Here is a 24,909-nt window from a genome sequence, read left to right on the forward strand (position 1 = left end):
AGGGGTACTCATCGCAGGTGCAGGCCGAGGCGGTCCGCGCGTTCCCAGGATCGGGGGCATGACGGAAACTCGCCGCGCCTGGCTCGGGCTGCTCGTGGTGCTCGGACCGGTCCTGCTGGTCTCGATGGACGGTTCGATCCTGTTCCTGGCCATGCCGACCATCACGCACGCCCTCGCCCCGACGCCGGACCAAGCCCTGTGGATCCTCGACAGCTACGGCTTCGCGGTCGGCTCGCTGCTCATCGCGTTCGGCAGCCTCGGCGACCGGTACGGGCGGCTCAAACTGCTGATGATCGGCGCCGCGGTGTTCGGGGCGGGTTCGGCGGGCGCCGCGTTCGCGACCGGGCCGGAATGGCTCATCGGCTGCCGCGTGCTGATGGGGCTCGGCGGCGCGACGTTGCTGCCGTCGGGGCTCGCGGTGCTCAGCGAGGTGTTCCCCGAGCCGCGGCGGCGGGCCCGCGCGATCGGGATTTTCGCTGCGACGTTCGCCGCCGGCTTCGCGATCGGGCCGATCCTCGGCGGGGTGCTGCTGAGCCGGTTCGGGTGGGGGTCGGTGTTTCTGGTCAACCTGCCGGTGGTCGCGGTTTTCCTCGCTGCCGCGCCCGTGGTGCTCCGGGAGGTCAAGACGACCCGGCCAGGCAAGGTCGATCTGCTCAGCATCGTCTTGTCCGCGGGCGGTCTGCTGCTGACGGTCTACGCGGTCAAGAACTTCGCTGCCTACGGTCTGTCCTGGTCGGCGATCGCCGGGGTGTTCGGAGCGGCGTTGCTCACGTGGTTTCTGCGGCGGCAGCGGAAGTTGGAGTACCCGCTCCTCGACGTGACCTTGTTCCGTGAGAAGGTCTTCACCGTCGCGGTGATCACCGGAGTGTTGTCGCTGTTCGCCTGGTCAGCTGCGGCATTTCTGACCGGGGTGTACCTCCAGTCGGTGCTGGGCGTGTCCGTGCTCGCCGCCGCGTTGCTCGCGCTTCCGGGCGCTGCCGCGCTTACCGCGGTTTGTGTCCTCACCCCGGCGTTCTCCCTGAAGATCGGGAACCGGGCGGCCTTGGTGACGTGTCATTTCGCGATGGCGCTCGGATTGGCGTTGCTGCTGGCGACCACTGCCACCGGCGGAATCGGCTGGTTCATCGCCTCCTCGGTGGTGGCCGGAGTCGGCTACGGGATCTCGTTCTCTCTCGTCGCGGACACCGCGGTCGGCGCGGTCCCGGCTGACCGCGCGGGCTCGGCGGGTGCGATCGCGGAGACGTCCAACGAGATCGGCAACGCGCTGGGCATCGCGGTGCTCGGTTCGGTCGCGGCGTTCGTCGTCCGGTCGGAGGGGACCGCGGAGGCGCACGTGACTGGGTTGCATGTCGCCATGGGCATCGCGGCCGTGCTCTGCGCGGGGCTGGGAGTGCTTGCGCTGCGGTGGCTTCCGAAGGATTCGTCAGCTGAGGACGTCGTAAGCGAGAGCGACCGGGTCGTCGACCGTGCCTGACGGCTGGGCCTGGACGGCGGCCGCGGCGGCGGTCGCGTCGGGAAGGGCCAGGTGGGGGCCGCCGCGGAGGTGGTCTGCTGCGGCCAGCAGGTCAGCGGCGACGACTGGGCGGTCCAAGCGCACGGCGTGGTCGGCGATGCCCACGAGGACGATCGACAGATACAACACCTCACCGGATTCCGCGGCCAAGGCCAGTGCTTCGCGGCGGCGGCCCCGGGCCGTGGGCAGATCGCCGGCTTGCGCGTCCAGGTAGGCGTGCGAATGCTGGATCATCGCGCAGAACAACGGATGCGGCGAGACTTCGCTCAGCAACGCTTCGGCCCGGTTCAGTTCCGCCCGGGCTTCCGTGAGGTCTCCGCGCCAGCGCGCCAGATCCGCTTTCGTCTGGGCCAGAAACGCGCGCGAATCAGGGAACGGCACGGTCCGCGCGTCGCGTTCGGCGGCGGCTATCGCGGTCGATGCTGCTGCCGCGTCGCCGAGTTGCCAGAACAGGTGCGCTTGCCGTCCTCGGGCGAAGAGAACGTCTTCGGCCGAACCGATTTCCGACACGACCTGGATGGATTCCTCGTAGCACGCAACGGCTTCCTCCAGTTCGCCGCGACGGCCGACGACCTCGGCGAGGCTGTTCAGCGCCAGCGACATCCCCCAGCGTTCCCCGCTCTGCCGGAACAGCCGGACGGCCTCGCGGGTGTCGGCTTCCTGCGCGGCCGAGTCGTGCCAGCGGTTCTGCTGTATCCGCGCGCGGTGCAGCCGGGCATGAGCGCGCAGCCACGGGTCCTCATCGGACAGTAAATCGTCCAATGTGGACCCTATGATGCTGGGATCCCCGCTTTGCGTGAATACCGGAATAATGGAGCGCAACAAGGCATTCTTGCTGTCGCGGCTGAGTTCGAGCGCTTTGCGGCCCAGCGCGTCGGCGGTGGTCTCGGAGGACATGCCGATGGTCAGCAACAACGCGGCCATCGCGTAGCCCATCGCGCGCAGTTCGCGATCCACCTCGCCAGGCAACGCCAGCGCCGCCTCGATCACTTCCTGTGCCTCGGTTTTGTGTCCGGTCAGCATCCAGAACCACGCGCACGACGTCGCCAGCCGCAGCGCCGTCGCGGCGTCGCCCGCGGCAACGGCACCGCGCGTGGCGGAAATCAGATTGCCGTGCTCGGCGGCGAAACGCGCCAGCCATTCGATCTGCTCGGCCCGGCGCAGGTATTTGTCGCCGGTCTCGGCGAAGGAAGCGAACCATTCGGCGTGCGCTTGGCGCATTTCCTCGCGTTCGTCGGTCGCAGTGAGCTGCTCCAGCCCGTACGCCTTGATCGTCTCGAGCATCCGGTAGCGCGGCTCGGCGTCCGCGGAGGCAGCCAGTAGCGATTTGTCGACTAGTGCGCTGAGCAGCTCCGAAGTACCGCCGCAGACCGCTTCCGCGGCTTCCGCGGTCGCGCCGCCGGAGAACACCGCCAACCGGCGCAGCAGCTGCCGTTCGTCCGGTTCCAGCAGGTCCCAGCTCCAGTCGACCACCGCGCGGAGCGTGCGGTGCCGCGGCAACGCGGTCCGGCTGCCCGCGGTGAGCAGGCGGAACCGGTCGTCGAGCCGGGCCGCCAGCTGCGACACGGTCATCGACCGCAACCGGGCCGCGGCGAGTTCGACCGCGAGCGGCATTCCGTCGAGCGCGCGGCAGATCCGCACCACTTCGTCCACTGTGGACTCGTCAACGACGAACCCTGGCCGCACCGCAGCGGCACGATCGGCCAGCAGCCGCACCGAAGCGCACGACATCGCTTCAACGGACGTGGCGCCTTCCGCGGGCAGCGTCAGCGGCTCGACCGGCCAGAGCGCTTCGCCGGTCAGCGCCAAGGGTTCACGGCTGGTCGCGAGGATGCGCAGCCGCGGGCACTCGCCGAGCAGGTGGTCGGCCAGTTCCGCAGCGGCTTCGATGACGTGCTCGCAATTGTCGAGCACCAGCACTGCGTCCCGGTCACGCAACGCTCTGGTCGCCCGCTCGCGCGGAGTGCCGCTGACGAGCGATCCCTTGTATATCTGCTCGCGAAGGCCCAACGCGTCGAGCACGGCCTGCGGAACGTCCGCGCCATCCCCGATCGGGGCCAGTTCGGCGAACCACACGCCGCCGCGTTCGGCCAGCAGATGCCGTCCGGTTTCCGTGGCCAGCCGCGTCTTTCCGGCCCCGCCGGGCCCGGTCAGCGTGGTGAGCCGGTACTCGCCGACCAGCTTGGCCACGCGCGCGACCTCGGTGTTCCGGCCGACGAAACTGGTCAACCCGGCCCGCAGGTTCGTGCGCGCGACGTCCTCGTCGGCGACCGTCTCGCGGAGGATTTTGGTGTGCGCGGCGGCCAGCTCAGCGGCCGGATCGGCACCGAGCTCGTCCGCCAGCGCCATCCGGATCCGAGCGAACACCTGCAGCGCTTCGGCTGGTCGTCCGGCAGCTTGGAGCGAGAGCATCAACGCCGCGGCCAGCCGTTCGCGCAACGGATGTTCGGCGAGCACCCTCGACAGTTCTTCGGTGAGATCCGCACCGTGGCCCAGCCGGAGCGCGGCTTCGGCGTACTCCTCGGTGGCGGACAGCCGTAGCTCGTTCAGGCGCGCGATATGGCCTTGGAAGAACTGCGCGTCCGAGACGTCGCCGAGCGCCGGGCCGCGCCACAGGTTGAGCGCCTCGCGCAGCAGCACGACGCGCTTCTCGTCAGACGCGGTCCGGGCGGCGGTGACCAGCTCCTCGAAACGGGCCGCGTCGACGGTCGCCTCGGGCAGCCGGTAGCCGGACGGGGTGGAATCGAGCCGCGTGCCGACCCGGCGCAGCCGCGAGACGAGCGCCTGCAACGCGTTGGCCGTGGCCGGCGGACGCGTCCCCCAGACGGCGTCGACCAGCTGCCCGGCCGAGACGACCCGGCCGGGCTCCAGCGCGAGGGCGCTCAGCAGCGTCCGCAATCGGGCGCCGGTGATCTCGACCGCGGCACCGTCGTCGTTCCGGACCTCCAGCGGGCCCAGCAAGCCGATCCGCACCTGGTCGATGATGCCGCGCCGGCCCCCGTCCCGTCCTCCGGGATCTCCCGGATATCCGGGCAATAAATGCAGTCGACACCAAGTTTGCAGTCTGCTTCACTTTCCGGCGTGGGACTTCGAGAGCGGAAGAAGCAGGAGACCGTGCGGCGCATCGCGGAAACCGCGCTGCGGATGTTCGTCGACCGCGGATTCGAGGCGGTGACGATCGCCGAGGTGGCCGAGGCCGCCGACGTCGCGGTCAACACCGTCTACAACCACTTCCGCGTCAAGGAAGACCTGGTGCTGCCGCCGTCGGAGGCGTCGGCGGGACGGCTGGCCGGGATCGTGCAGGCGCGCGAGCCGGGAGTGTCCGCGGCGCGCGCGGTGCTGGACCGCCTGCGCGGCGAGATCGAGCAGCGCTCGCGGACGATCGGGCTCAGCCCGGGGTTCGGCCGGGTGCTGCCGATGATGCTGGCCGCGCCCACGCTCGCCGCCCGGTTGCGGGAGCTCGGCGAGCAGATGGTCGCCGAACTCGCCGACCTGCTGGTCGCGGAAACCGGTGCGGCGCAGGGCGATCCGGTGCCCGGCCTGGTCGCCGCGCAGATCGGGTGGGTGCACAGCCTGCTGTACGGCGAGATCGGCAAACGCACCGTCGCCGGCGAGCGGCCGGACGACATCGCGGAGGCGGCGCTCGCGCTCCTCGACGCGGTGGAAGGCCTGCTCAGCGAGCAAGTTCTGACTTATGCGACCCGGAAGGACACCTGACATGGACGCGTTCCGCGTAATCATCCGCGGCAAATTCGACGCTCTCGACGAGGCCGCCCGTGCTTCGCTCGAGGACAAAACCGACGTCGCCTTCACCGAGGAAGGCACCTTCACACACGACGTCAACGCGACGGCGTTCACCTTCCGCTGCCAGGTCCCGGCTGGTCCGGACGACGACGAACGCGCCGCCAAAGACGGCGCGACCGCCGCGTTGGCCGCGCACGGCCTGCCGTACCGGGACCTGAACTACGCGGTCACCGACCTGCGGACGATCAAGATCCGGCGCAAGAACCGCCAGTGACCTCCGCCAGTGCGGTCGCCGCGCGCCAGCAGTCGTGGAAGGTGGAGTACATCGGCACCGGCGCGAGGCGGATGACGTCGGGTCGGCGTGCGTCCGCGATAACGCCGTGCTGGGTCCGCAGCGCGGCGCTGACGTCGTCGGCGTCCAACCCGTGCAGGCGGACGGAAAGCTGCGCACCCCGACGGTCCGGGTCGCGGGGTGTGAGCACCTCCAGCGGACGTCCCGCGCAGACCTCGTCGAGCAGCGTTTCGAGGTAACCGGTCAGCCGGATGCTCTTGGCGCGCAACGCAGTCATGCCCACCGCGTCGAACATCTCCAGCGAGGCGCGCACCGGGGCCATCGCGAGGATCGGCGGGTTCGACAGCTGCCACGAGTCGGCGGTGTCGACCGGCGTGACGGTCGGCTGCATCCGGAACCGCACGTCCGGGTCGGTGCTCCACCAGCCGGCCAGCTTCGGCAGCGAACGGTCCGCGAGATGCCGTTCGTGCACGAAGGCTCCGGCGATCGCACCCGGTCCGCTGTTGAGGTATTTGTAGGTGCACCAAGCGGCCCAGTCGACGTCCCAGTCGTGCAGCCGCAGCGGCACATTGCCCGCCGCGTGCGCGAGATCCCAGCCGACGATCGCTCCGGCGGCGTGCCCGGCGCGGGTGATCGCCGGGATGTCGAGCAGTTCCCCGCTGTAGTAATTGACCCCGCCGAGCAGGACGAGCGCGACCCGATGTCCGTGCTCGGCGAGCCAGCCGGCGACGTCCTCGCTGCGCAACGTCGATTCCCCGGGACGCGGTGAAAGCCGGATGACGGCTTCGTCCGGGTCGTAGCCGTGGAACGCGACCTGGCTGCGCACCGCGTAGCTGTCGGAGGGAAAGGCGGTGTTCTCGATGACGATCGCGTGCCGCTCCGGAGTCGGCCGGTAGAAGCTGACCATCATCAGGTGCAGGTTGACCGTCAGCGAGTTCATCATCACGACCTCGGCCGGGCGCGCGCCGACGAGCCGCGCGGCTGGCTCGCGCAGCTGCTGGTGGTAGGAGACCCACGGACGCGCTGCCTCGACGTGGCCCTCGACGCCCAGCCGGGCCCAGTCGGCGAGTTCCGCGTCCAGTGCGGCGCGGGTCGCGGTCGGCTGCAGGCCGAGGGAATTCCCGGCGAAGTAGGCCGTCTCGGGGTAGCCGCCGCCGGTCGCGGGCGGAACGTGGAACTGCGCCCGCGACGTCGGCAACGGATCCTGGGCGTCGAGGTCGCGGGCGGCCGCTTCGGCGAGGGCCACGGTCATGGGAACTCCACAAAGTCGGCGAAGGAACGCTTCTCATCGTTCTTGCCGGACGCCATGCCCGTCCAATGCCTGATTTGCTCGTTCCCATGCCTGCCCGGCTATCCCGAGGTATTCCCGAACGGCTATGTCCGGGCGGGCATTCGGTATTTCCGAAGCGTCGCGGATTGGGTCACGCTGTGCCGACCGACAACGGCCAGCAGGAGGCAGTGATCACGATGCCGACCGAAGCAGAAGCGAACCTCAAGCGAAGCATCTCCCTCTTCCAAGCCGTCGGAGTCTCGTTCCACCAGGTAGTGGGCGGCGGGGTCGTCGCGTTGATGGGCACCGCCATCGCGCTGACCGGGGCCGGCGCGCCGATCGCCTTCGCCATCGCGGCGCTCGCGGTGATCGTCTATTCGCTGCCGATCGCGTCGCTCGGCAGCGCGATGCCGGTCACCGGCGGCCGCTACACCTACGCCGCGCGGCTGGTCTCGCCTGGTGCCGGATTCGCGTCGATGTGGCTGTCCGCCGTGTCGGTCATCCAGCTCAGCCTGATGGCGCTGGCCGGGGCGAACTACGTCAGCGCGCTCGTGCCGGGCGTTCCGGTGCGGCCGCTGGCGATCGCGCTGATCACGGTGTTCTTCCTGACCAACCTGGCGGGCGCGACGTTCTCCAGCCGGGTCGGCATCGTGCTCGCGGTCGTCATGCTCGCCGCCTTCCTGCTGTACGGGATCGCCGGAATCGGGCAGGTGCGCCTGAGCGAGTTCGCGAACCTGACCCCGCACGGCATCAGCGGCCTGCTCAACGCGGCGGCCATGCTCACCTTCGCCACCACCGGTGCGTTCCTGATCGCCGACATCGGCGGCGAGATGAAGCGGCCGGGACGCGACATCCCGCTGTCCGTCGTCGGCGGCACTCTCGTCGCGGCGGTGATCTACGTGGTCGTGGCGATCCCGTCGGTGGGCGTGCTCGGCGCGGCGGCGTCGGCGGGCAAGCCGATGTCGGACGTCGCCCGCCACATCCTTTCCCCGGGCGGTTTCGCGTTCTTCATCCTCGGCGGCGCGATGGCGTCGGTGATCGGGCACATCAATTCGCTCCTGCTGGCCGCGACGAAACCCGTGCTGGCCGCGACCGGCGACGGCTGGCTGCCCGCCGGGCTCGGCGCCGTGAACCGCCGGTTCGGCACCCCGCACTGGCTGCTGGCGATCCTCTACCTGATCGGCGTGGTCCCGGTGCTCGCCGGCTTCAGCGTCGCGAACATCGCGGCCATGACGTCGATCGTCACCGGGCCGTTGCTCACCCTGCTGATCATCGCGTCGTGGCGGGTGCGCCGGCAGCGTCCGGAACTGCACGCGGCGGCCCCGTTCCGGATGCGCCGGACGTCGCACGCCGTGCTGTCCGTGCTCGGCGTCGCGATCCTCGGGGTGCAGACTTGGTTGCTGCTCAAGCAGATCACCCTGCCGGCGCTGCTCGCGCTGGCAGCCTGGAGCGTGCTGGGGCTCGTCGTGTGGCTGGCGCGCCGGTCGCGAACTGTTTCCTTCAACCTCGAAAGCGAGTACGCATGACCACGCAGCTCATCCTCCTGGGCACGGCGGGCGGTCCCGCTCCGAAACGCACCCGGAGCGCTCCCGCGCAGGCGATCGTCGTCAACGGAGCCACTTATGTGATCGACTGCGGCAACGGAGTGGCCCGGCAGCTGGTGCACGCGGGCGTCCCGCTCGACTCGCTGCGCGCGGTCGGCATCACGCACCACCACTCCGACCACAACGCCGATTACGGCAATCTCTACCTGCTGGCCTGGGCCGCCAACCTGGAACGGCGGGTCCCGGCGTTCGGCCCGCCGCCGCTCGCGGAGATGACCCGGCATTTCCTGGCGCTGAACCGCTTCGACATCGACACGAGGGTCGGCGACGAGGGTCTGCGCCCGTTGGATGAACTGCTCGACCCGCACGAAGTCACCGGGGATGGCGTGGTCTTCGAGGACGAGAACGTCCGCATCACCGCGGCCCGCGTGGATCACCCGCCGATCGTGGACGCGTTCGCCTACCGCGTGGACACAGCGGACCGGTCAATCGTGATTTCCGGCGACACCGCACCGTGCGAGAACCTGGTGCGGTTGGCAGCTGGTGCGGATGTGCTGGTGCATGAGGTCATGTACGTGCCCGCGGTGGACGCCATGGTGAGCCGCTACAACGGCACGACGCTGCGGGATCACCTGCTGGCGAGCCACACGAGTGTCGAGCGAGTCGGTGCGTTGGCCAAGGAAGCGGGCGTCGGGACGCTCGTGCTGTCGCATTTCGTCCCGACCGACGCCGACATCGCCGACGAGGTGTGGCACGACCACGCCGCTGCCGGGTTCGACGGCGAGGTCGTCGTCGGGAAAGACCTGCTGCGCCTCTGACCGGATCGGGCCGAAGTCGCGTCGTTCCCCGGGTTCAGCACGCTTCGTACCTACAGTGGCCAGGTGACTACGCCTGCCGAGGACCAGCGCGACCACGTGATGGCGCGCGCGTCCGCGCTCCGCCGCGAGCTTCGTGCGGGTCTGGCGCAGCTGCCGGACCAGGCGGAAGACGAACGCACGCAGACGCTCGACGCCTTGGTCGAGCGGGCGGAGGCGCTGCTGAGCACCGAGAAGGAGGTCGACGCGGCCGTCGAGCAGGTGCGGCTCGCCCGGTTGGAGGCGAAGCGTGGGAAGGTGCAGCGGACGACGCTGTACCTGGCGGTCGCGCCGGTCGCGGTCGGGATGGTGAGCGGGGCGATGATGCTGTTCGGCGCGCTCAACGCGGTCTGGCTGCTGCTCGCGTTGCCGCTGCTGGGCGCCGGACTGCGGATCGCGTTCGGGCCGCTCGGGCCGACGCCGCTGATGGTCAACCGGCGGCAGCGGGCCGCGTACAGCGGGGCGCTGGCCGCGATCTTCACCGCGGCCGCGCTCATCGGGACTGGGCCGACGGCCCAGCCGATCGTGGTCGTTCTGGCCGCGCTCACCACGGTGGCGACCGTGGCGTTTCTGGTGCAGGAGGCGCGGTGACCTACTCCGAGTACTACCGCGACACCGAGTACTACCCCGCCGAGGAGGGGCCAGAAGCCGATCCGGAACTGGTCGCCCTCACCGACACTGTCGGCGGGATGCAGGAGACCGTCGACGATCTGGAAAACCGCACCGTCCGCGAGCTTTCCGAACTGCGCGAGACGGTCGAGTCGTTCACCGAAACCCATTCCCGGCACGAAACCCGGCTGGACCACACGGCCCGGCAGCTCGAACGGCTCCGGCAGCGGTTGCTGGTGCTCGAACGCGCGGTCCGGGTGTCGGAGAAGGTGCCGGTGGTCGACCTGGACGACGTCGGCCCGCGGCTGCGGCAGCTCGCCGCGGAGGCGGAGCGGCGGCACAGTCTGGCCGCGCAGCTGCTCACGCCGAGCCAGCGCCGGCCGTACGAAGAGGACGTCGCGCGGCTGCCGCAGGCACGGGAAGTGCTGGCGCAGAGCGAGGAAGCGCTGATCGCCGTGCTGGAGGTGCTGGCGAAAGCCGAGCGTGGCACGCCGGAACGGGACGACGCGGAGTCGCGACTGTCCGAAGTGGTCGCTCGACGGCGCGGTGTGCTGGATCGCCAGCTGCCCGCCGCGCAGCAGGATGCCGAAGCGGCGCACCAGGTTCTGGCCGCGGACGAGGTGACGCGGACCCGGGTGCTGCCGCAGATCGAGAAGTGCGAGCGGGATTGGGAAGAACTGCATTCCCGGCTGCGCGAGCGGATCACCGACGCGATCGGGTCGAGCGCGTTGCTGCCGGTGTGGTTCACGCACGCGTTCGGAGTCGCGCCGCCGTCCGGTGCGGCGGGGGACAAGTGGATCCGCGCGGCGACGTCCGCCCTGGCCTACCGGGTGACGCACGGCGTGGTCGATCCCGCGCTGCCGCTGGGCGAGCCGCCGCCGTCGGACACCGACTGGACGGAACCGAAGTGGTCCTGGCGCGCCCGGCTGGAGAACGACATCGAGGAACTCGACCTCGGCGTGGATTAACGCGGTTCTTCCGGTGTGTCGTCGGAGGCGGGGACGAGTTCTCGCTGCATCCAGGTGACATCGCGCCAGGCACCGTGTTTCCAGCCGATCCGCCGCCAAGTCCCGATGAGTTCGAAGCCCATCGCCTTGTGCAGTCCGACGCTGGGTTCGTTCGGCTGGGTCATGCCGGCCACCGCCATCCGGAAGCCGCGTTCGGCAAGCCGGGCGAAAAGGGCTTCGTACAAGGCTTTCCCGCCACCCGCGCGCCGCCGATCCTGCGCCAGGTAGACGCTGACCTCGCACGACCAACGGTAGGCGGCGCGCTCCTTGTACGGGCTGCCGTACGCGTACCCGACCACCTCGCCGTCGATTTCCAGCACCAGCCACGCGTACGACTTCGTCGCCTTCGCGATCCGGGCGGCCATCTCCGTCGGTGTCGGCGGTTCGGTCTCGAAGCTGATCGTGGTGTCCCGGACGTACGGCGCGTAGATCGCCGCGCACGCCTCGGCGTCCCGTTCTTCGGCAGGTCGGATCAACATGTCCCCGATAGTAGACACGATCCGCTGCTATAGTCGACCACTGTGACCGATCCCCTCTCCGCCTCGCTCGCCGCGGCGGTGCGCGAAGCCCGGCAGGACCGTGCCCTGTCCGCGGGCGTGCTCGCCGAACGTTCCGGAGTTTCCCGTGCCATGATCGGGAAAATCGAACGCGGCGAAGCGCAGCCGACGGCGGTGCTGCTGAGCCGGCTCGCCACCGCGCTCGGGCTCACGCTGTCCGAGCTCATCGCCCGCGCGGAGGGCGACGACGACCGCCGCCTCGCGCGTCGTGAGGACCAGCCGACCTGGCAGGACCCGGTCACCGGCTACGTGCGCCGCGCGGTCTCGCCGCCCGGGCACGGGGCTGCCGAGCTGGTGGAAATCGAGCTGCCGCCCGGCGCGAAAGCCGGATTTCCGGCCAGCTCCTACGCCTTCGCCGAGCACCAGGTCTGGGTGCTGTCCGGCCAGCTGCGGTTCCACGAAGGCGACGTCGTGCACGAACTCGCCGCGGGCGACTGCCTCCAGCTCGGCCGACCGGTCGACTGCGCGTACGAGAACCCCGGCGCTGAGCCGTGCCGCTACCTGGTGGTGCTCACCAAAGTGTGACCCAGTTCACGCCTTGTTTGTCTGATTACCGGGGTCTCCCGCCCGGACATGATGCGACCGCACAGCATCCGGGAGGAGAAGCAAGTGGGTTCGTGGCGCGAATTGGGAGCGCATTCCAGCACCGCGGTCGTGCTGGCCGGCGGCGTACTGGTCGGCGCGGTCAACATCTATGTGGCAGCAAGCCTTTTGCCGACCGCGGTCGCCGACATCGGCGGGGAGCGGCTTTACGCGTGGAACATGACGGCGTTCCTGGTCGCGCAGGTCGTCGCGACGATGTTCGTCAGCCGTGCGCTCGCGCGACTCGGCAACGCGACGGCGTACTACCTCGGGTTCGGCGTTTTCGCGGCGGGCTCGGTGGTGTGCGCGGTGAGCCCGGCGATGCCGGTGCTGCTGGCCGGACGCGGAGTGCAGGGCTTGGGTGCCGGATTGCTGACCGGACTGGGGTTCGCGGTGATTCACTCGGCGCTGCCGCGGCATTTGTGGGCGCGGGGGAGTGCGTTGATCTCGGCGATGTTCGGCGTCGGCAACCTCGTCGGCCCAGCGCTCGGCGGGTTGTTCGCGCAATTCGGTTCGTGGCGGGCGGCGTTCGTCGTGCTGGCTGGCGCGGCGGTCGTGATCGCGGCCTTGGTGCCGCGGGCGCTCCCGCGCAGCGAACGAAGCGGCGACTCGACTCCGGTGCCGACCTTCGCATTGGTAGCCGTCATGGGTGCGGTCGGAGCGGTGAGCGTCGCCGGAATCTTGACCAACGTCGTCGCGATGGCCGCGTTCATCGTGCTGGGATTCGGTTTCGTGGCGGCGTTTCTGCTTGTCGAGAAGCGCGCCGCGGTACGGGTGCTGCCCGCTGAGACCTATTCCGGCTCGCCGCTGCGGTGGATCTACCTGACCATCATGTGCCTCGCAGCCGGAGTTTCCGTCGAGTCGTTCCTGCCGTTGTTCGGCCAGCATCTCGGCGGATTACCCCCTGCCGCAGCGGGTTTCTTCTCCGCCGCGCTGTCGTTCGGCTGGTCTGCCGGGCAGATCGTCAGCTCCTCGGCCCGTCGTGTCCGGCTGCTCTGCCTGGCCGGGCCGACGCTGCTGGCGGCCGCGTTCGTCGTACTTGCCTTGCTGCAGCAGGAAAACGCGTCGGTGCTGGCGTGGCTGGTCGTCCTTCTCGCCGGTGGCACCGGGATCGGCATCGCCATGCCGCATCTGTCGGTCGCCGCGATGACCAGCGGTCAGCAAGCGGCAGCGGCGATCGCGACCGTGCTCACGATGGCGACCGCGTTCGGTGCGTCGATCGCGGGTCTGCTGGTGAACCTGGGCGCGCCGTCGCTGGTGACGTCCGCGCGCTACCTGCTGATCGGCTTCGCCGTCGTGGCCGCGGCCGGGATTTTCACGACAGCTGCGGCAGGCGTTGGTGCACGTCAAGCAGTTGCGCGAACGGATCTCCCGCCTTCGCCACGCGATCGAGCACGGTCCGGATCGTCCACCGATCCGGAGTGAGGTCGGGGTCGTCGAGTTCGTCCCACTCCAGCGGGACGGACACCGGCGCCCCCGGCTTCGGCCGCACGCTGTACGGCGCGACGAGGGTTTTGTTCAGCACGTTCTGCGTGTAGTCGAGCCGCGCCAGCCCGCCGCGGCGGTCCTTGTGCCACGCCCAGTTCACCAGGTCCGGCACGATCTTGCCGATCGACTTCGACACGGTTTCCGCCCACGACCGGGTCTCGGCGTACGTATATCGCGGCTCGATCGGCACCCAAATCTGGATCCCGCGCTGCCCGGTCGTCTTCGGCCGCCCGACGAGCCCGAAGTGATCGAGCGCGGTGCGGTGCAGCCGGGCGAGCGCGAGCACGTCGTCGAACGAGGTTTCCGAACCGGGGTCGATGTCGAACAGCAGCCAGGTCGGATGCTCGACGTCCGACGTGCGCGACGTCCAGGCGTGCAGTTCCAGCGCGGCGAAATTGGCCAGCCAGGCCAGATCCGCGACGCCGGAGGGGACGAGGTACTGCTGCACGTCGCCGGGGTCGGCTGCCTCGTAATGCCAGCGGTGCAGCCACTCCGGCGCGTGGTCGGGGACTTCCTTGTGCCAGAACCCGGGTTTGCCGACGCCGCCGGGGAACCGGTTGGTGTTGAGCGCGCGGCCGGCGAGGTAGGGGAGCATCGTCGGCGCGATCCGGGTGTAGTACTCGATCAGTTCCCGTTTGGTGATCGGCGCTTCGCCGTCGCGTCCGGGGATCAACGTCTTGTCGAGATTGGTGACCTTCAACTGCCGCCCGGCGACCGTCCACGTGCCCTGCTTGCCCAGCTCGCTCAGCGCTTCGAGTTCGTCCTCGGACGCTGGCTCGAACACCGCGTGCAACGGCACTTCCGCCTCGGTCGCGGGCAGATCGCTCCGCCACAACGCAGGCGGAGCGGCCGCGATCTCGTCGTTGGTGAGCCCGCTTTTCACCGACTTCGGATGGTCCTCGGCGTCCCAGCCCGAGGTGGCGTGGTCGTCCTGTTTGTGCAGCAGGAACCACTGCTTCCCGTCGTCGTCCTTCTTCGGACGGATCAGCACGAAGCGCCCGGCCAGCTTCTCGCCGTAGAGGTCGAAGTGCAGGTTCCCGTCCGCGAGCGCCTGCTCGGGATCGTCGGTGTCGACCGGCTCCCAGCGTCCGCGATCCCACACGATCACGTCGCCGCCGCCGTACTCGCCGCGCGGGATGACGCCCTCGAAATCGGCGTACTCCAGCGGATGGTCCTCGACGTGCACGGCCATCCGCCGCGCCTTCGGATCGAGCGTCGGCCCCTTCGGCACCGCCCAGCTGACCAGCACGCCACCGAGCTCGAGCCGGAAATCGTAATGCTTCCGCCGCGCCCGATGCCGCTGCACGACGAACCGGTAGCCGGGTTCCCTCGGAGCGTTCGCACCAGCCGGCTCGTCGGTCTTCGCGAAGTTGCGCATGGCGCGGTACTTCGCCAGCCGCTCGGCGGCACCGTCCATTCGCTGCCCCTCCCGTCAGCAGGTCGGCGGAGGCTCCTCGGTGCAGGAGCTGCTGTCGACCGTTCCGGAAGCCGCTTGCAACAGCAAGTTGTAGAGCTGCTCGCGCTGGTCCGGATCGAGCGCCGCGAAGACCTCGTCCTCGACCGCCGCGAGCGCCGCCTCGGCCCGGGCCAGCTCCTTCGCACCCCGGTCGGTCAGCACGACGACGTGCCGCCTGCGGTCCTCCGGCGAACGGCGCCGCTCGATCAGCTGGTCGGCCTCGAGGTCGTTGAGCAGGCCGACGACGTTGGTGCTGTCCATCTCGAGGATCTGCGCGAGGGACTGCTGGGTGCTGGAACCGCGGGTCTGCAGGACGGTCAGGGCGATCAAATGCCGAGGCCGCAGCCCGAACGGAGCGAGCACGCTCTCCGCGCGCAGCCGGATCCGGCGCGCGAAGTGCTCGAGCAACGCACCAGACCTGCGCGGAGCCTGGGCGACGAGCGGCAGCGGAGCCATGTGTCCAGTCTACGAGACAGTCCGGGTAGCTGCCGTGCTATAAATGGTTTGTCTTACACAAACTATCTACGGACGGTCATCGACATGGCACACCTGCTGCACCTCGACTCCAGCATCAACGGCGACCGCTCGGTGAGCCGCAAACTCAGCGCACGCGCGGCTCAGGCCTGGCAAGCCGCCCATCCAGACGGAACGGTGACCTACCGAGATCTGGGCGCGAACCCAGTCCCGCACCTGGACCCGTTGGCCTGGGAAGCCCGCATCGCCCCCGCGTCGGAGCACACCGCAGCCCACCGCGAAGCCGCCCGGATCGGCGAAGAACTGGCAGCGGAAGTACTGGCCGCAGACACCGTGCTGCTGGGCCTCCCGCTCTACAACTACGGCGCCCCCAGCTCGGTGAAAGCGTGGGTAGACCGCATGATCGCCGCGGCAGGAGAGGACCCGTCAGTCCTGGGCGGCCGAGAACTCCTGGTCCTGGCAAGCCGCGGCGGAGGTTACGGCGAAGGCACCCCGAGGCACGGCTGGGACCACGCAGAAGGCTGGCTACCGCACGGCCTTTCCCTGACCGGCCTGGAACCGCGCTTCATCACGGCAGAATTCACCATGGCAGACGTCAACCCCGCTTTGGCGGAATTCCGCCCGCACGCAGAAGAAAGCCTCTCCGCAGCAGAACGAGAAATCGACGCCCTCTGGACCCCCGCCACCGCAACCCGCTGACAAGCCACACTCTCCCGGCGGCACAACCGGTCGTGAGGGGAACCCTCACAGCCCCAGATTCCCCCAGGGTCCCCCTCACGACCGACCCAACCCACGCGCCCTAAACCGCACCGGTGCACCCAACAATCGGTGCACCCACACCACCCCCGCACCCCAGACCGTCAGCACAATCAAGCTTCGGGGTGCCCCACGCACGCCAGGGCGCAATGTCGCCGCCAGGCGACGAGCCGAACGTCAAACAACATCCCCCCGCCGAACCCGATAAACCTGCAACCTCAACTCGTAATACTTAGTAGTCTCCCCAACCCAAGACATCCCGATCCGCTCCGCAGTAGCAATAGCCCGGGAATTGCTAGGCCGCGCCACCGCGAACAACTCATCAGTCCCGTCCTGGGAAAACGCCCACTCCACCAACGCCCGCGCGGCCTCGGTCGCGTACCCGTGCCCCCACTCCTCGGGCCGCAACTGCCAGCTCAGCTCCAAATCCTCCCGATAGGGCGGCAGCAACCGGATCCCCAGCCCCCCGATCACCCGGCCGTCAGACCGCAGCTCCACCGCCCACCGCCCCCGCGGCGGGGTCAGATTCGGCTGCGCTTCCTGCCAGGCCTGCAACACCGACCGCATCGCAGCGGCATCCGCGACCCGGTCCATCGCGGGAGTGAGCCAGTGCGTCACGTCGGAGGAGCCGTAGATCTGATACGCGGCTTCGGCGTCGTCAGCCGTCCAGTCCCGGATCACGAGACGGTCGGTGGTAATCGGCAGGGTCATGCAAGAACGGTACGCCCGTTCCACCCGGTCGGGGCAAGTGATCCAGGACGCAACGCAGAAGTCCTGCCCGCCAAGGACTCCGCCCGCGACAACGCGCGAGTTAGACTGCGCGGGTGGAGATCTGGGTGAACCCGCGTTGTTCCAAGTGCCGCTCGGCGGTGTCGCTGCTCGACGAGGCCGGCGCGGAGTACACCGTGCGCCGCTACCTGGAGGATCCGCCGACCGAGGCGGAGCTCGTCGCGGTGCTCGACCGGCTCGGCCTCGACCCGTGGGACATCACCCGCACCGGCGAGAAAATCGCCGGTGAACTCGAGCTGAAATCCTGGTCCCGGACCCCGGAAGACCGTCCACGGTGGATCGCCGCGCTCGCCGAGCACCCGGAGCTGATCCAGCGTCCGATCATCACCGCCGACGACGGCACCACGGTCGTCGCGCGCGACGAGGACACCGTCCGGTCGGTGCTCAGCTGACCGCGACCGCGATCAGCGCGGCCGCCAGCAGCACCACGTACGCGACGGCGTGCACCTTGTCCGGCAACCGGTCGGCGACCCGCCGGACGAGTGCGATCGTCGGCAGTGAACCGGCCAGCAGCGCCGCGCCCGCGATCGGGTCGAGATACCCCGACGGCCCGCCGCCCGCTGTCGCGTAGACCGCCGTCGCCACCACCGCGACGGGCACGCTGAGCGGGTTCGCCATCGCCGCCGCGTCCGCCATCGGCAGTCCCTTGCGGCGCAGCAACGGCACCGTCATGACGCTGCCGCCCACCCCGAGAAAGCTCGCTACCGCACCGATTCCGACGCCGCCCGCAGTGGTCGTAAACGTGCTCAACGGCTTGGGTTCGCCTTGCGGCTTCAGGAATCCGCCGCGCACCAGGCTGTCCACAATGGTCACTGCCAGGTAGACGATGAACAGGACGCGCAACAGTCCGTCCCCCGCGTAGGTCGCGGCCACCGAACCGATGACGGCACCGATCGCGACGAACGCGGCGAGCGGCCAGATGTAGTCGCGACGGAGACGTCCGGCCCTGGCTTGCACGACGGTCGCGCTGACCGCGTTCACCACCATTACCGCGGTGGACGTCGCGACCGCGACATGCATCGCGTCGCCGCGGCTCGTGACCGCCGCGACCACCGGCACGGTGACGAATCCGCCGCCGAAGCCGAACAGCACGGTCGTGACGCCGCTGAGGCAGCCGAAGAGCAGAAGAATCAGGATCGAGGTCAACACTGGCTTCAAGGTAGGTCGTGCCGGGTGCGGCGCGCATCCGAAGATTCGCCAGCTTCTTTCGAGGATCGGACACCTACTCTGGAGGCATGCGCAACGTTCCGTTGTCCGAGGTCGACGCCCTGCCGCGGGCAGTGCTCGCGATCAGCACGGACTACCCGCCGGACCACTTCCTGCCGCCGCATCGCCACCGCCGCGCGCAGTTCCTTTACGGGGCCACCGGCGCGATGCGGGTCGGAACGGCAGACGGGACCTGGACCGTCCCGACGCGGCGCGCGGTGCTGATCCCGCCGGAAACCGACCACAGCGTCGTGATGATGAACGTGACCACGCGCAGTCTGTATCTGGAACCGTCCGCCGTGCCGTGGTTCCCGCGCCGGTGCCAGACCGTCGACGTCTCGCCGCTGCTGCGGGAATTGCTCCGGGAAGCCGTGGACGTCGCCCCGGAATACCCTCGCCGCGGTCGCGATGCCACGCTGATTTCCCTTCTGCTGCACGAAATCTCCCGCTGCGTACCGCTGCCGCTCGAACTTCCGTGGCCGCGGCACGAGGGTTTGCGCGCCCTGTGTCAGTCCTTTTCGGACGCTCCCGATGTGCACGATCCGCCGTCTCGCTGGGCGGCGGAGCTGCACGTCAGCGAACGGACGCTGCACCGGCTGTTCCGCGCCGAAACGGGCCTGAGCTTTGCCCGCTGGCGGGAGCGGGCGTGTGTGTTGCACGCGCTCCCGCTGCTGGCCGCGGACCTTCCGGTCGCCGACGTCGCGGTCACCCTCGGATACGAAAGCCCCGCCGCCTTCACGACGATGTTCAGCCGCCTGCTCGGCGCCCCGCCGACGGCTTACCGCGAGCCGTGACCCAGATCTCATTGAGTGCAACTTGATTGTGCACAACTTAGTTGTACTGTGGGTCCCGTTCGGAACTTTCTCTGAGGAGGACCTCATGACTGCCACTGTCGTTCTGGTGCACGGCGCGTTCGCGGATTCGTCCAGCTGGAACGGGGAGATCGAGCGGTTGCAAGCAGCCGGGCACCGGGTGATCGCGGCGGCGAACCCGCTGCGCGGAGTCGCCCAGGACGCCGCCTCCGTGCGGTCTTTGCTCGACAGCATCGAGGGCCCGATCGTCCTGGTCGGCCACTCCTACGGCGGCTCGGTGATCTCGGCCGCCGCGGCGGGCCACCCCGGGGTGCGGGCGCTGGTCTACATCGCCGGCTTCCTCCCCGCCGAGGGCGAAAGCGCAGGCGAACTGGCCGGCAAGTTCCCCGGCGGGACCCTGGGTGAGACGTTGGAGCAGGTCGCCCTGGCGAACGGCGTCGACCTTTACGTCCGGCAAGACCTGTTCCACCAGCAGTTCGCGGCGGACGTCCCGGCCGCGCAGGCCAGCCTGATGGCAGCGGGCCAACGCCCGATCGCGGCAGCGGCCCTGGACGAAGCGTCGCCCGCACCGGCGTGGAAGGACTTGCCGGTGTACAGCCTGATCCCGACCGCGGACAAGAACATCCCCGCCGAGGCGCAGCGCTTCATGGCGGAACGCGCGGAGGCGGAGGTAGTCGAGGTGGAGGGCGCTTCGCACGCGGTGCTGGTTTCGCAGCCGGAAGCGGTGGCGGACCTGATCCTGCGCGCTGCCCGGTGACTTTGCCGAGGTGAGACCGGTCCCGCGCTGCGCGCTTGGGTGTGCAGCGCGGGTCCGGCTCGGCGGTCCCGGCTCTCCGGGCTCGGTTTCGGTGATTGGCCTGGTCAACAGGCCGGTTGTGCGGGGTTCGGGGAGTCGATCGGTCCCGTTGTGCGGACTCGTCATAGCCGAGCCGGAATTTCGCCGTTCGTCGCGTCGGTGCGGCAGTTACCATCGGCGGCCATGAGCACCTCAGGGGGTCCACAGGAGCAGCCAGGAACGCCGCAGGAGCCGGGCGCGGTCCCGCCGGGATGGCAGGCGCCTCCGCCGGGCGCCGGTTATCCGCAGCAACCCGGAACTCAGCCGGGTTATCCGCAGCAGGCCGGGCAGTCTCCGCAGTACGGACAGCAGTACCCGGGCCAGTCAGGCTCGTACCCTGGCCAGGCCGGACAGCCTGGGCAGTACCCCGGACAGCCCGGGCAGGCGCAGTACCCGGGGCAACCGGGTCAGTTCCAGCCGGGCCAGCCGTACCCCGGCCAGGCGGCTTACCCCGGCCAGCCGGGTTATCCAGCACAACAGCCGGGCTACCCGCCCCAGCAGCCGGGCGCCGGTTACGCCGCACCCGGCCAGGGGTTCCTGCCCCAGAACCAGCCGCTCACCACCCCGGGGCTCGGCGCGATTCCGGTGGCTCTCGGCGCGATCCTCGAGGTCGTCGCCCTGTTCGTCCCCTGGGTCACGTTCACCCTGGGCTCCCAAACCGCCTCGGTGACCTTCATCGACGCGTTCAGCAAGATGACGTCCGGCATGGACAGCTTCGCCGCGATGTACGTGCGGTTCCTCGCCTTCCTCTTGATCGCCGCGACGTTGCTGTCCACTCTCCCGTGGACGCTCGGCGCGCTGCGCACGAAGAGGTCGGCGTACTGGCTCAGCGGGATTCGCCGCCGGGAGCTCACTCCGCCGAACTTCTGGTGGTACCGCACCGTCTTCGCGGGCCGGGCGACCGTCATGCTGGCCTTCCACATCGCGGGGATCGTCGCGATGTTCTCCGAGGACCTGTCGAAAATCGGCCTCGGCGCGTATCTGCTCATCCTCGGCGGGGTGCTCGTGATCGCCGGCGCGGCGATCGGGCCGAAGCTCACGGCTGCCCGCTGACGGCGCGGATGACCGGGTTCTGACAAATGTCATCGCGCACCGGTGCGCGGTGACACTACGGCTCGCTTGCCCGTCCGCCCACCATGGGACGGGCAAGCGGCGCCGGCTCCTCCGGACCGCTCAACGGTCCGGAAAGGACAGTCATGAACTCCCGTCCCGCAACGGTTTCCGAACAACCCCGGATCAGGGCGGTCCGCGTCCTCACCGGGGCTTACCTGGCGCTGAGCGTGCTCACCCTCGGCGCGATCTTCCTCTTCCGCGACGACCCGTCGATGGTCACCGACGTCGTCTGGGTCCGGGCCACGATCGTGGCGGCCAGCGCGCTGCTCACGTTCCTGTTCGCGAGAAGCGCGGCTCACGGGTCGAAACGAGGGCTGCTGCGGCTCCGGATCGTGTCGGCGGTGATGACGGTCGCGATCGTCGTCATCGTGTCGATTCCGGGCTTTCTGCCACTGTGGGTCCGGCTTGAGCAGGGCGTCTGCGGGGCGCTGTTGCTGGCGGTGGTCGTCCTGGTCAACGGACGGCACGTGCGTTCGCTGTTCTCCGAGTAGCGTGCCGGACGTGGACCGCGGCCCCGATTCCGACGCGCAACGCTGGGTACTGGGCTGGCGCCGGCTCGTGCTGGACGCCGGCCTCCTGGTGTATCCGCTGATCGTCCTCGCCCAAACCGGCGGCCAGCCCGCGGCGGTGGTGGCGCTGCTGGCGTTCTGCGCCTGCTACATCGGGGCGGCCGTCGCTGCTTACCAGTTCCGGAGCCGGCTTTTCTGGATCCTGACCGGGGCGTTGACGGTGCTGTTCGCCGTCGTGCTGCCGGTCGCTCGGGCGAACGCGTTTTACCTGCTCGCCGTGGTGGTTTCGCTCGCGGTTCCGAGGTTGCCGCGCTGGGGTGCGGTCGTCGTGCCGATCGCCGCGGCGGCGACTGTGGTGGTGCCGTGGGCGGTTTGGCAGACCGACCCGGGGTGGGCGCAGGCGGCGGCGTTGGTGTTCACCGTGCTGGTGGTGGTCGCGTTCGCGGAGGCGTTGCGGGCGAACCGGGCGTTAGTGCAGGCGCGGGCGGAGGTGCAGCGGTTGGCCGCCGATGCCGAGCGCTCGCGGATATCGCGGGATTTGCATGATCTCCTGGGGCATTCGCTCACCGCGATCACGGTGAAGAGCAATCTTGCCCGGCGGCTCGCGGTCAAGGGGGATGAGCGGGCGGTCGAGGAGATCGGCGAGGTCGAGCAGTTGTCCCGGCAGGCGTTGGCGGATGTGCGGGCCGCGGTTTCCGGGTATCGGGAGGTGACGCTGGCCGGGGAGCTTGCGCGGGGGCGCGAATTGTTGCGGGCGGCGGGGATCAGTGCGGATTTTCCTTCTGCGGTGGACGGGCCGCATCAGGAATTGTTCGGCTGGGTGGTTCGGGAGGGGTTGACTAATGTGGTTCGGCATTCCCGGGCTACCGCTTGTGCGGTGATTGTTTCGGGTTCTTCTGTGGAAATTCGTGACGACGGTGTTGGTTCTGCCGCGGATGCTGGGAATGGGCTATCCGGGTTGCGGGATCGGGTGGTCGCTGCTGGCGGGCGGATGGAGGCGGGGCCAGTGCGGCCTCGGGGGTGGCGGTTGCGGGTGACGGTGGCGTGACTATTCGGTTGTTGCTTGCGGATGATCAGGCGTTGGTGCGGCAGGCGTTGGGGACCTTGCTTGATCTTGAGGACGATTTTGTGGTGGTCGCGCAGGTCGGACGGGGGGATGAGGTGGTGGGGGCGGCGCTTGAGCATCGACCGGATGTGGCGTTGCTGGATATCGAGATGCCTGGGTTGGACGGGCTGGCCGCGGCTGCGGTTTTGGCGGAGCAGGTGCCTTCGTGCCGGGTGGTTGTTTTGACTACGTTCGGACGGGCCGGGTATTTGCGGCGGGCTATGGAGGCTGGGGCGGTCGGGTTTGTGGTTAAGGACGCGCCTGCTGAGGCGTTGGGGGACGCTATTCGGCGGGTGATGATGGGGGAGAGGGTGGTGGATCCGGCGTTGGCGGTGGCTACTTTGGCTGCTGGGGAATCGCCGTTGACTGCTCGGGAAAGGGATGTGCTGATCGCGGCTCGAGGTGGGGGGTCGGTGGCGGAGATCGCGGGGAGTTTGTATTTGTCTGAGGGGACTGTGCGGAATTATTTGTCCGGAGCTATTGCCAAGACGGGGGCCCGGAATCGGATGGGGGCGGTTCGGGTTGCTGAGGAGCGGGGGTGGTTGTGACTGCTCGTCGCCTGGCGGCGACATCGGGCGTTGGTTGCGTGGGGCACCCCGAAGGTTGATTGTGCTGACGGTCTGGGGGTGCTTGTCAAGGCGGGAAAGATGCCTTGACAAGCACCCCCAGACCGCAGGGAGGCTTCGTATCGGGGTGCGGGGGAGGGGCTGGGTGCCTCGATGGGTGGGTGCATCGGCTGTGGTTTAGGGCGCGTGGGTTGGGTGCCTGGTCTTGTTGGGTGAGCGGGCTGCGGCGGGTCCGCGTGCGTTGGGTGTCTGGTCTCGTTGGGTGAGTGGGCTGCGGCTGGTGCGTGTGGTTTGGATGGCTGGTCGCGGGTGGGGCTGCGGTCGCGGAATAGCGCCCCATTGTGGCATTGGGTGCATGTGACGCACCGACTGTGGCATTGGGTGCATCCAGCGCACCCAATGTGGCGTTGGGTGCGTGGGGGTGCACCGAACGCGGCGTTGCAGCGGTGGGGAGGTCGTGAGGGGAACCCTCACGGAATCAGGGTCTGTGAGGGGTCCCCTCACGCACTTCGCGCGCCGCGACGAAGGCCGTGAAGGGCTCCTTGAGGGAATCTGCGTCCGTGAAGGGGCCCCTCACGCGCGCCAGAAAACAATCGTGAGGGGAACCTGAAGGAATCAGGGCCCCCACGTAACGCACCAACACGGGCGCGCAAGAAGGTCCGAAGTGGACGGACTAGTCGTTCTTCTCCGCGTTCAGCCTCGCGGCTTCGCGGCGGACTTCGGCTTGGGTTTCGCGTTCGCGTTGCAGCCAGGTGGGGTTTTCGGCTTTCAGGGCCTCGATCTGGTCCGTCGTCAGGGCTTCGGTGACGCCGCCCCTGGCCAGGCCGCCGATGGAGACTCCCAGTTTCGCGGCTACCACCGGGCGCGGGTGCGGGCCGTTGCGGCGCAGGTCGCGGAGCCATTCCGGCGGGTCGGTCTGGAGGGCGTTCAGTTCGTCGCGCGAGACGGCGCCCGCGCGGAACTCTGCGGGGGTCGCTTCGAGGTAGACGCCCAGCTTCTTCGCTGCCGTCGCCGGCTTCATGGTCTGGGGGGTCTTCTGCGCCGTCATGCCCACCAGCGTAACCGGCGACCCCGCGCCGGTAGCCTTGCCACGTGACAGGAGCCGACCAGGCCTCGGCGTTCCGGCTCGCCTACGTTCCGGGTGCGACCCCCGCGAAGTGGGTCCGGATCTGGGGCGAACGCAATCCCGAAGTGCCGCTCGACCTGGTCGCGGTCGCTGCTGCCGAGGCCGCGGGCGTCGTGCGCGACGGTGGGGTGGACGCGGCGCTGCTGCGGCTGTCCGCCGACCGTGACGGGCTGCACGCGATTCCGCTCTACACCGAGACCACGGTGGTCGTCGTTCCCAAGGATCACCTGGTCGCGGCCGCCGACGAGGTGTCCATTGCGGACCTCGCGGACGAGCTCGTGCTGCATCCGCTCGACGACTCGCTCGAGTGGGACCAGCTGCCCGGCAAGCCCGCCCTGGAGCGGCCCGAGACGACCGGCGACGCGATCGAGCTGGTGGCGGCGGGCGTCGGCGTGCTGATGGTGCCGCAGTCGCTTGCCCGGTTGCATCATCGGCGTGATCTCACGTATCGGCCGGTCGAGGACGCGCCGCAGTCGCGCGTCGCGTTGTCCTGGCCGGAGGGCGAGACCAGCGATCTCGTGGAGCAGTTCATCGGCATCGTCCGCGGGCGCACGGTGAACAGCACTCGCGGGCAGCAGGAAACGCAAGCCAAGACCGGCAAGGCGGCGCCGGCCAAGAAGAAGCAGCGCGAACCGGACCGTCGCCGGAGCGTGCCCAAGTCCGGCGGGCGCGGCAAGCCTCGCCGTCGTCGTTGACGTTCAG

26 protein-coding genes are annotated in these 24,909 nt (G+C 69.2%); 18 read left to right on the forward strand and 8 right to left on the reverse strand.

The features are described 5' to 3' along the window. Window positions 1–58: 58 nt before the first annotated feature. On the forward strand, window positions 59–1,474 hold the full coding sequence (locus WA670_RS15350; RefSeq protein WP_336158075.1) for an MFS transporter: 1,416 nt from the start codon (window positions 59–61) through the stop codon (window positions 1,472–1,474). Here the strand turns inward: WA670_RS15350 and WA670_RS15355 are convergent. After that, window positions 1,424–4,486 (reverse strand): BTAD domain-containing putative transcriptional regulator, encoded by a 3,063-nt coding sequence (locus WA670_RS15355; RefSeq protein ID WP_336158076.1) that lies wholly within the window; start codon window positions 4,484–4,486, stop codon window positions 1,424–1,426. The genes WA670_RS15350 and WA670_RS15355 overlap by 51 nt on opposite strands. 108 nt (window positions 4,487–4,594) lie before the next feature. Between WA670_RS15355 and WA670_RS15360 the strand changes: the two genes are divergently transcribed. After that, window positions 4,595–5,230: a TetR/AcrR family transcriptional regulator gene (locus tag WA670_RS15360; protein ID WP_336158077.1), complete on the forward strand. Its 636-nt coding sequence runs from the start codon at window positions 4,595–4,597 to the stop codon at window positions 5,228–5,230. A 1-nt stretch (window position 5,231) separates the two neighbouring features. Next, entirely contained in the window at window positions 5,232–5,531 is a 300-nt protein-coding gene (locus tag WA670_RS15365) for a DUF6204 family protein (protein ID WP_037818390.1), read from the forward strand. Here the strand turns inward: WA670_RS15365 and kynU are convergent. Beyond that, the gene (gene kynU / locus WA670_RS15370) at window positions 5,503–6,801 is read right to left on the reverse strand and encodes a kynureninase (RefSeq protein WP_134732767.1); all 1,299 of its coding nucleotides are present in this window, start codon (window positions 6,799–6,801) and stop codon (window positions 5,503–5,505) included. The two genes, WA670_RS15365 and kynU, sit on opposite strands and share 29 nt — an antisense overlap. A 176-nt stretch (window positions 6,802–6,977) precedes the next feature. On the opposite strand from kynU, the gene WA670_RS15375 reads away from it, so the two are divergent. The 4 genes from WA670_RS15375 (at window position 6,978) to WA670_RS15390 (ending at window position 10,794) form a co-directional block, all read left to right on the forward strand. After that, on the forward strand, window positions 6,978–8,345 hold the full coding sequence (locus WA670_RS15375; protein ID WP_158714557.1) for an APC family permease: 1,368 nt from the start codon (window positions 6,978–6,980) through the stop codon (window positions 8,343–8,345). After that, window positions 8,342–9,181, forward strand: a complete 840-nt coding sequence (locus WA670_RS15380; RefSeq protein ID WP_336158078.1) for an MBL fold metallo-hydrolase — start codon at window positions 8,342–8,344, stop codon at window positions 9,179–9,181. The genes WA670_RS15375 and WA670_RS15380 overlap by 4 nt, the downstream gene beginning before the upstream one ends. 63 nt (window positions 9,182–9,244) lie before the next feature. Beyond that, a complete protein-coding gene (locus tag WA670_RS15385) occupies window positions 9,245–9,808 on the forward strand; it encodes a hypothetical protein (protein ID WP_134732769.1) in 564 nt (187 codons plus the stop codon). Next, window positions 9,805–10,794: a hypothetical protein gene (locus WA670_RS15390; protein WP_134732770.1), complete on the forward strand. Its 990-nt coding sequence runs from the start codon at window positions 9,805–9,807 to the stop codon at window positions 10,792–10,794. Before WA670_RS15385 ends, WA670_RS15390 begins: the two co-directional genes overlap by 4 nt. Here the strand turns inward: WA670_RS15390 and WA670_RS15395 are convergent. Continuing rightward, window positions 10,791–11,312 carry an arsinothricin resistance N-acetyltransferase ArsN1 family B gene (locus WA670_RS15395; protein ID WP_037818394.1) on the reverse strand — a complete coding sequence of 174 codons (522 nt, stop codon included), beginning with the start codon at window positions 11,310–11,312 and terminating at the stop codon, window positions 10,791–10,793. The two genes, WA670_RS15390 and WA670_RS15395, sit on opposite strands and share 4 nt — an antisense overlap. Before the next feature lie 42 nt (window positions 11,313–11,354). Between WA670_RS15395 and WA670_RS15400 the strand changes: the two genes are divergently transcribed. Then, window positions 11,355–11,915 (forward strand): helix-turn-helix domain-containing protein, encoded by a 561-nt coding sequence (locus WA670_RS15400; RefSeq protein WP_134732771.1) that lies wholly within the window; start codon window positions 11,355–11,357, stop codon window positions 11,913–11,915. An 84-nt stretch (window positions 11,916–11,999) separates the two neighbouring features. Next, entirely contained in the window at window positions 12,000–13,397 is a 1,398-nt protein-coding gene (locus WA670_RS15405; protein ID WP_336158079.1) for an MFS transporter, read from the forward strand. Here the strand turns inward: WA670_RS15405 and ligD are convergent. Further along, a complete protein-coding gene (gene ligD / locus WA670_RS15410) occupies window positions 13,288–14,877 on the reverse strand; it encodes a non-homologous end-joining DNA ligase LigD (protein ID WP_336158080.1) in 1,590 nt (529 codons plus the stop codon). The genes WA670_RS15405 and ligD overlap by 110 nt on opposite strands. A gap of 15 nt (window positions 14,878–14,892) precedes the next feature. Beyond that, the gene (locus WA670_RS15415; RefSeq protein ID WP_037818398.1) at window positions 14,893–15,372 is read right to left on the reverse strand and encodes a MarR family winged helix-turn-helix transcriptional regulator; all 480 of its coding nucleotides are present in this window, start codon (window positions 15,370–15,372) and stop codon (window positions 14,893–14,895) included. 84 nt (window positions 15,373–15,456) lie between these two features. Between WA670_RS15415 and WA670_RS15420 the strand changes: the two genes are divergently transcribed. Beyond that, a complete protein-coding gene (locus WA670_RS15420) occupies window positions 15,457–16,089 on the forward strand; it encodes an FMN-dependent NADH-azoreductase (RefSeq protein ID WP_336158081.1) in 633 nt (210 codons plus the stop codon). A gap of 234 nt (window positions 16,090–16,323) precedes the next feature. Here the strand turns inward: WA670_RS15420 and WA670_RS15425 are convergent, their stop codons facing one another. Beyond that, the gene (locus WA670_RS15425; protein ID WP_043839465.1) at window positions 16,324–16,857 is read right to left on the reverse strand and encodes a GNAT family N-acetyltransferase; all 534 of its coding nucleotides are present in this window, start codon (window positions 16,855–16,857) and stop codon (window positions 16,324–16,326) included. A gap of 113 nt (window positions 16,858–16,970) precedes the next feature. On the opposite strand from WA670_RS15425, the gene WA670_RS15430 reads away from it, so the two are divergent. Continuing rightward, window positions 16,971–17,327 carry an ArsC/Spx/MgsR family protein gene (locus WA670_RS15430; protein ID WP_037818400.1) on the forward strand — a complete coding sequence of 119 codons (357 nt, stop codon included), beginning with the start codon at window positions 16,971–16,973 and terminating at the stop codon, window positions 17,325–17,327. On the opposite strand, the gene WA670_RS15435 is transcribed toward WA670_RS15430, so the two are convergent. Continuing rightward, window positions 17,320–18,084 carry a sulfite exporter TauE/SafE family protein gene (locus WA670_RS15435; RefSeq protein WP_336158082.1) on the reverse strand — a complete coding sequence of 255 codons (765 nt, stop codon included), beginning with the start codon at window positions 18,082–18,084 and terminating at the stop codon, window positions 17,320–17,322. The genes WA670_RS15430 and WA670_RS15435 overlap by 8 nt on opposite strands. Before the next feature lie 86 nt (window positions 18,085–18,170). On the opposite strand from WA670_RS15435, the gene WA670_RS15440 reads away from it, so the two are divergent. The 6 genes from WA670_RS15440 to WA670_RS15465 all read left to right on the forward strand — a co-directional run bounded on the left by WA670_RS15440 (window position 18,171) and on the right by WA670_RS15465 (window position 23,063). Continuing rightward, window positions 18,171–18,935 (forward strand): AraC family transcriptional regulator, encoded by a 765-nt coding sequence (locus WA670_RS15440; RefSeq protein ID WP_275295346.1) that lies wholly within the window; start codon window positions 18,171–18,173, stop codon window positions 18,933–18,935. A gap of 85 nt (window positions 18,936–19,020) precedes the next feature. After that, window positions 19,021–19,710: an alpha/beta fold hydrolase gene (locus WA670_RS15445; RefSeq protein ID WP_336158083.1), complete on the forward strand. Its 690-nt coding sequence runs from the start codon at window positions 19,021–19,023 to the stop codon at window positions 19,708–19,710. A 222-nt stretch (window positions 19,711–19,932) separates the two neighbouring features. Further along, complete coding sequence (locus WA670_RS15450) at window positions 19,933–20,841, forward strand: hypothetical protein (protein ID WP_336158084.1); 909 nt, start codon at window positions 19,933–19,935, stop codon at window positions 20,839–20,841. A 143-nt stretch (window positions 20,842–20,984) separates the two neighbouring features. Next, entirely contained in the window at window positions 20,985–21,392 is a 408-nt protein-coding gene (locus WA670_RS15455) for a hypothetical protein (protein ID WP_051729554.1), read from the forward strand. Between the two features lie 10 nt (window positions 21,393–21,402). Further along, the gene (locus tag WA670_RS15460) at window positions 21,403–22,458 is read left to right on the forward strand and encodes a sensor histidine kinase (RefSeq protein WP_336158085.1); all 1,056 of its coding nucleotides are present in this window, start codon (window positions 21,403–21,405) and stop codon (window positions 22,456–22,458) included. Next, complete coding sequence (locus WA670_RS15465) at window positions 22,455–23,063, forward strand: response regulator transcription factor (protein WP_037818406.1); 609 nt, start codon at window positions 22,455–22,457, stop codon at window positions 23,061–23,063. Before WA670_RS15460 ends, WA670_RS15465 begins: the two co-directional genes overlap by 4 nt. 691 nt (window positions 23,064–23,754) lie before the next feature. Here the strand turns inward: WA670_RS15465 and WA670_RS15470 are convergent. Continuing rightward, window positions 23,755–24,129: a DUF5997 family protein gene (locus tag WA670_RS15470; RefSeq protein WP_037820573.1), complete on the reverse strand. Its 375-nt coding sequence runs from the start codon at window positions 24,127–24,129 to the stop codon at window positions 23,755–23,757. A gap of 44 nt (window positions 24,130–24,173) precedes the next feature. Between WA670_RS15470 and WA670_RS15475 the strand changes: the two genes are divergently transcribed. Then, the gene (locus tag WA670_RS15475) at window positions 24,174–24,902 is read left to right on the forward strand and encodes a LysR family substrate-binding domain-containing protein (protein ID WP_238608081.1); all 729 of its coding nucleotides are present in this window, start codon (window positions 24,174–24,176) and stop codon (window positions 24,900–24,902) included. The last annotated feature ends 7 nt before the right edge of the window (window positions 24,903–24,909 follow it).

The organism is Amycolatopsis sp. VC5-11 (assembly GCF_037034185.1).
Taxonomy (GTDB): Bacteria; Actinomycetota; Actinomycetes; order Mycobacteriales; family Pseudonocardiaceae; genus Amycolatopsis; species Amycolatopsis nivea.

Excerpts from the sequence above, each read along its gene's own strand:
- WA670_RS15440 (WP_275295346.1), top strand. The coding sequence starts at position 18,171 with ATGCGCAACGTTCCGTTGTCCGAGGTCGACGCCCTGCCGCGGGCAGTG.
- WA670_RS15420 (WP_336158081.1), top strand. The coding sequence starts at position 15,457 with ATGGCACACCTGCTGCACCTCGACTCCAGCATCAACGGCGACCGCTCG.
- WA670_RS15450 (WP_336158084.1), top strand. The coding sequence starts at position 19,933 with ATGAGCACCTCAGGGGGTCCACAGGAGCAGCCAGGAACGCCGCAGGAG.
- WA670_RS15425 (WP_043839465.1), bottom strand. The coding sequence starts at position 16,857 with ATGACCCTGCCGATTACCACCGACCGTCTCGTGATCCGGGACTGGACG.
- WA670_RS15470 (WP_037820573.1), bottom strand. The coding sequence starts at position 24,129 with ATGACGGCGCAGAAGACCCCCCAGACCATGAAGCCGGCGACGGCAGCG.
- WA670_RS15395 (WP_037818394.1), bottom strand. The coding sequence starts at position 11,312 with ATGTTGATCCGACCTGCCGAAGAACGGGACGCCGAGGCGTGCGCGGCG.
- WA670_RS15445 (WP_336158083.1), top strand. The coding sequence starts at position 19,021 with ATGACTGCCACTGTCGTTCTGGTGCACGGCGCGTTCGCGGATTCGTCC.
- WA670_RS15455 (WP_051729554.1), top strand. The coding sequence starts at position 20,985 with ATGAACTCCCGTCCCGCAACGGTTTCCGAACAACCCCGGATCAGGGCG.
- WA670_RS15365 (WP_037818390.1), top strand. The coding sequence starts at position 5,232 with ATGGACGCGTTCCGCGTAATCATCCGCGGCAAATTCGACGCTCTCGAC.
- WA670_RS15350 (WP_336158075.1), top strand. The coding sequence starts at position 59 with ATGACGGAAACTCGCCGCGCCTGGCTCGGGCTGCTCGTGGTGCTCGGA.
- WA670_RS15415 (WP_037818398.1), bottom strand. The coding sequence starts at position 15,372 with ATGGCTCCGCTGCCGCTCGTCGCCCAGGCTCCGCGCAGGTCTGGTGCG.
- kynU (WP_134732767.1), bottom strand. The coding sequence starts at position 6,801 with ATGACCGTGGCCCTCGCCGAAGCGGCCGCCCGCGACCTCGACGCCCAG.
- ligD (WP_336158080.1), bottom strand. The coding sequence starts at position 14,877 with ATGGACGGTGCCGCCGAGCGGCTGGCGAAGTACCGCGCCATGCGCAAC.
- WA670_RS15380 (WP_336158078.1), top strand. The coding sequence starts at position 8,342 with ATGACCACGCAGCTCATCCTCCTGGGCACGGCGGGCGGTCCCGCTCCG.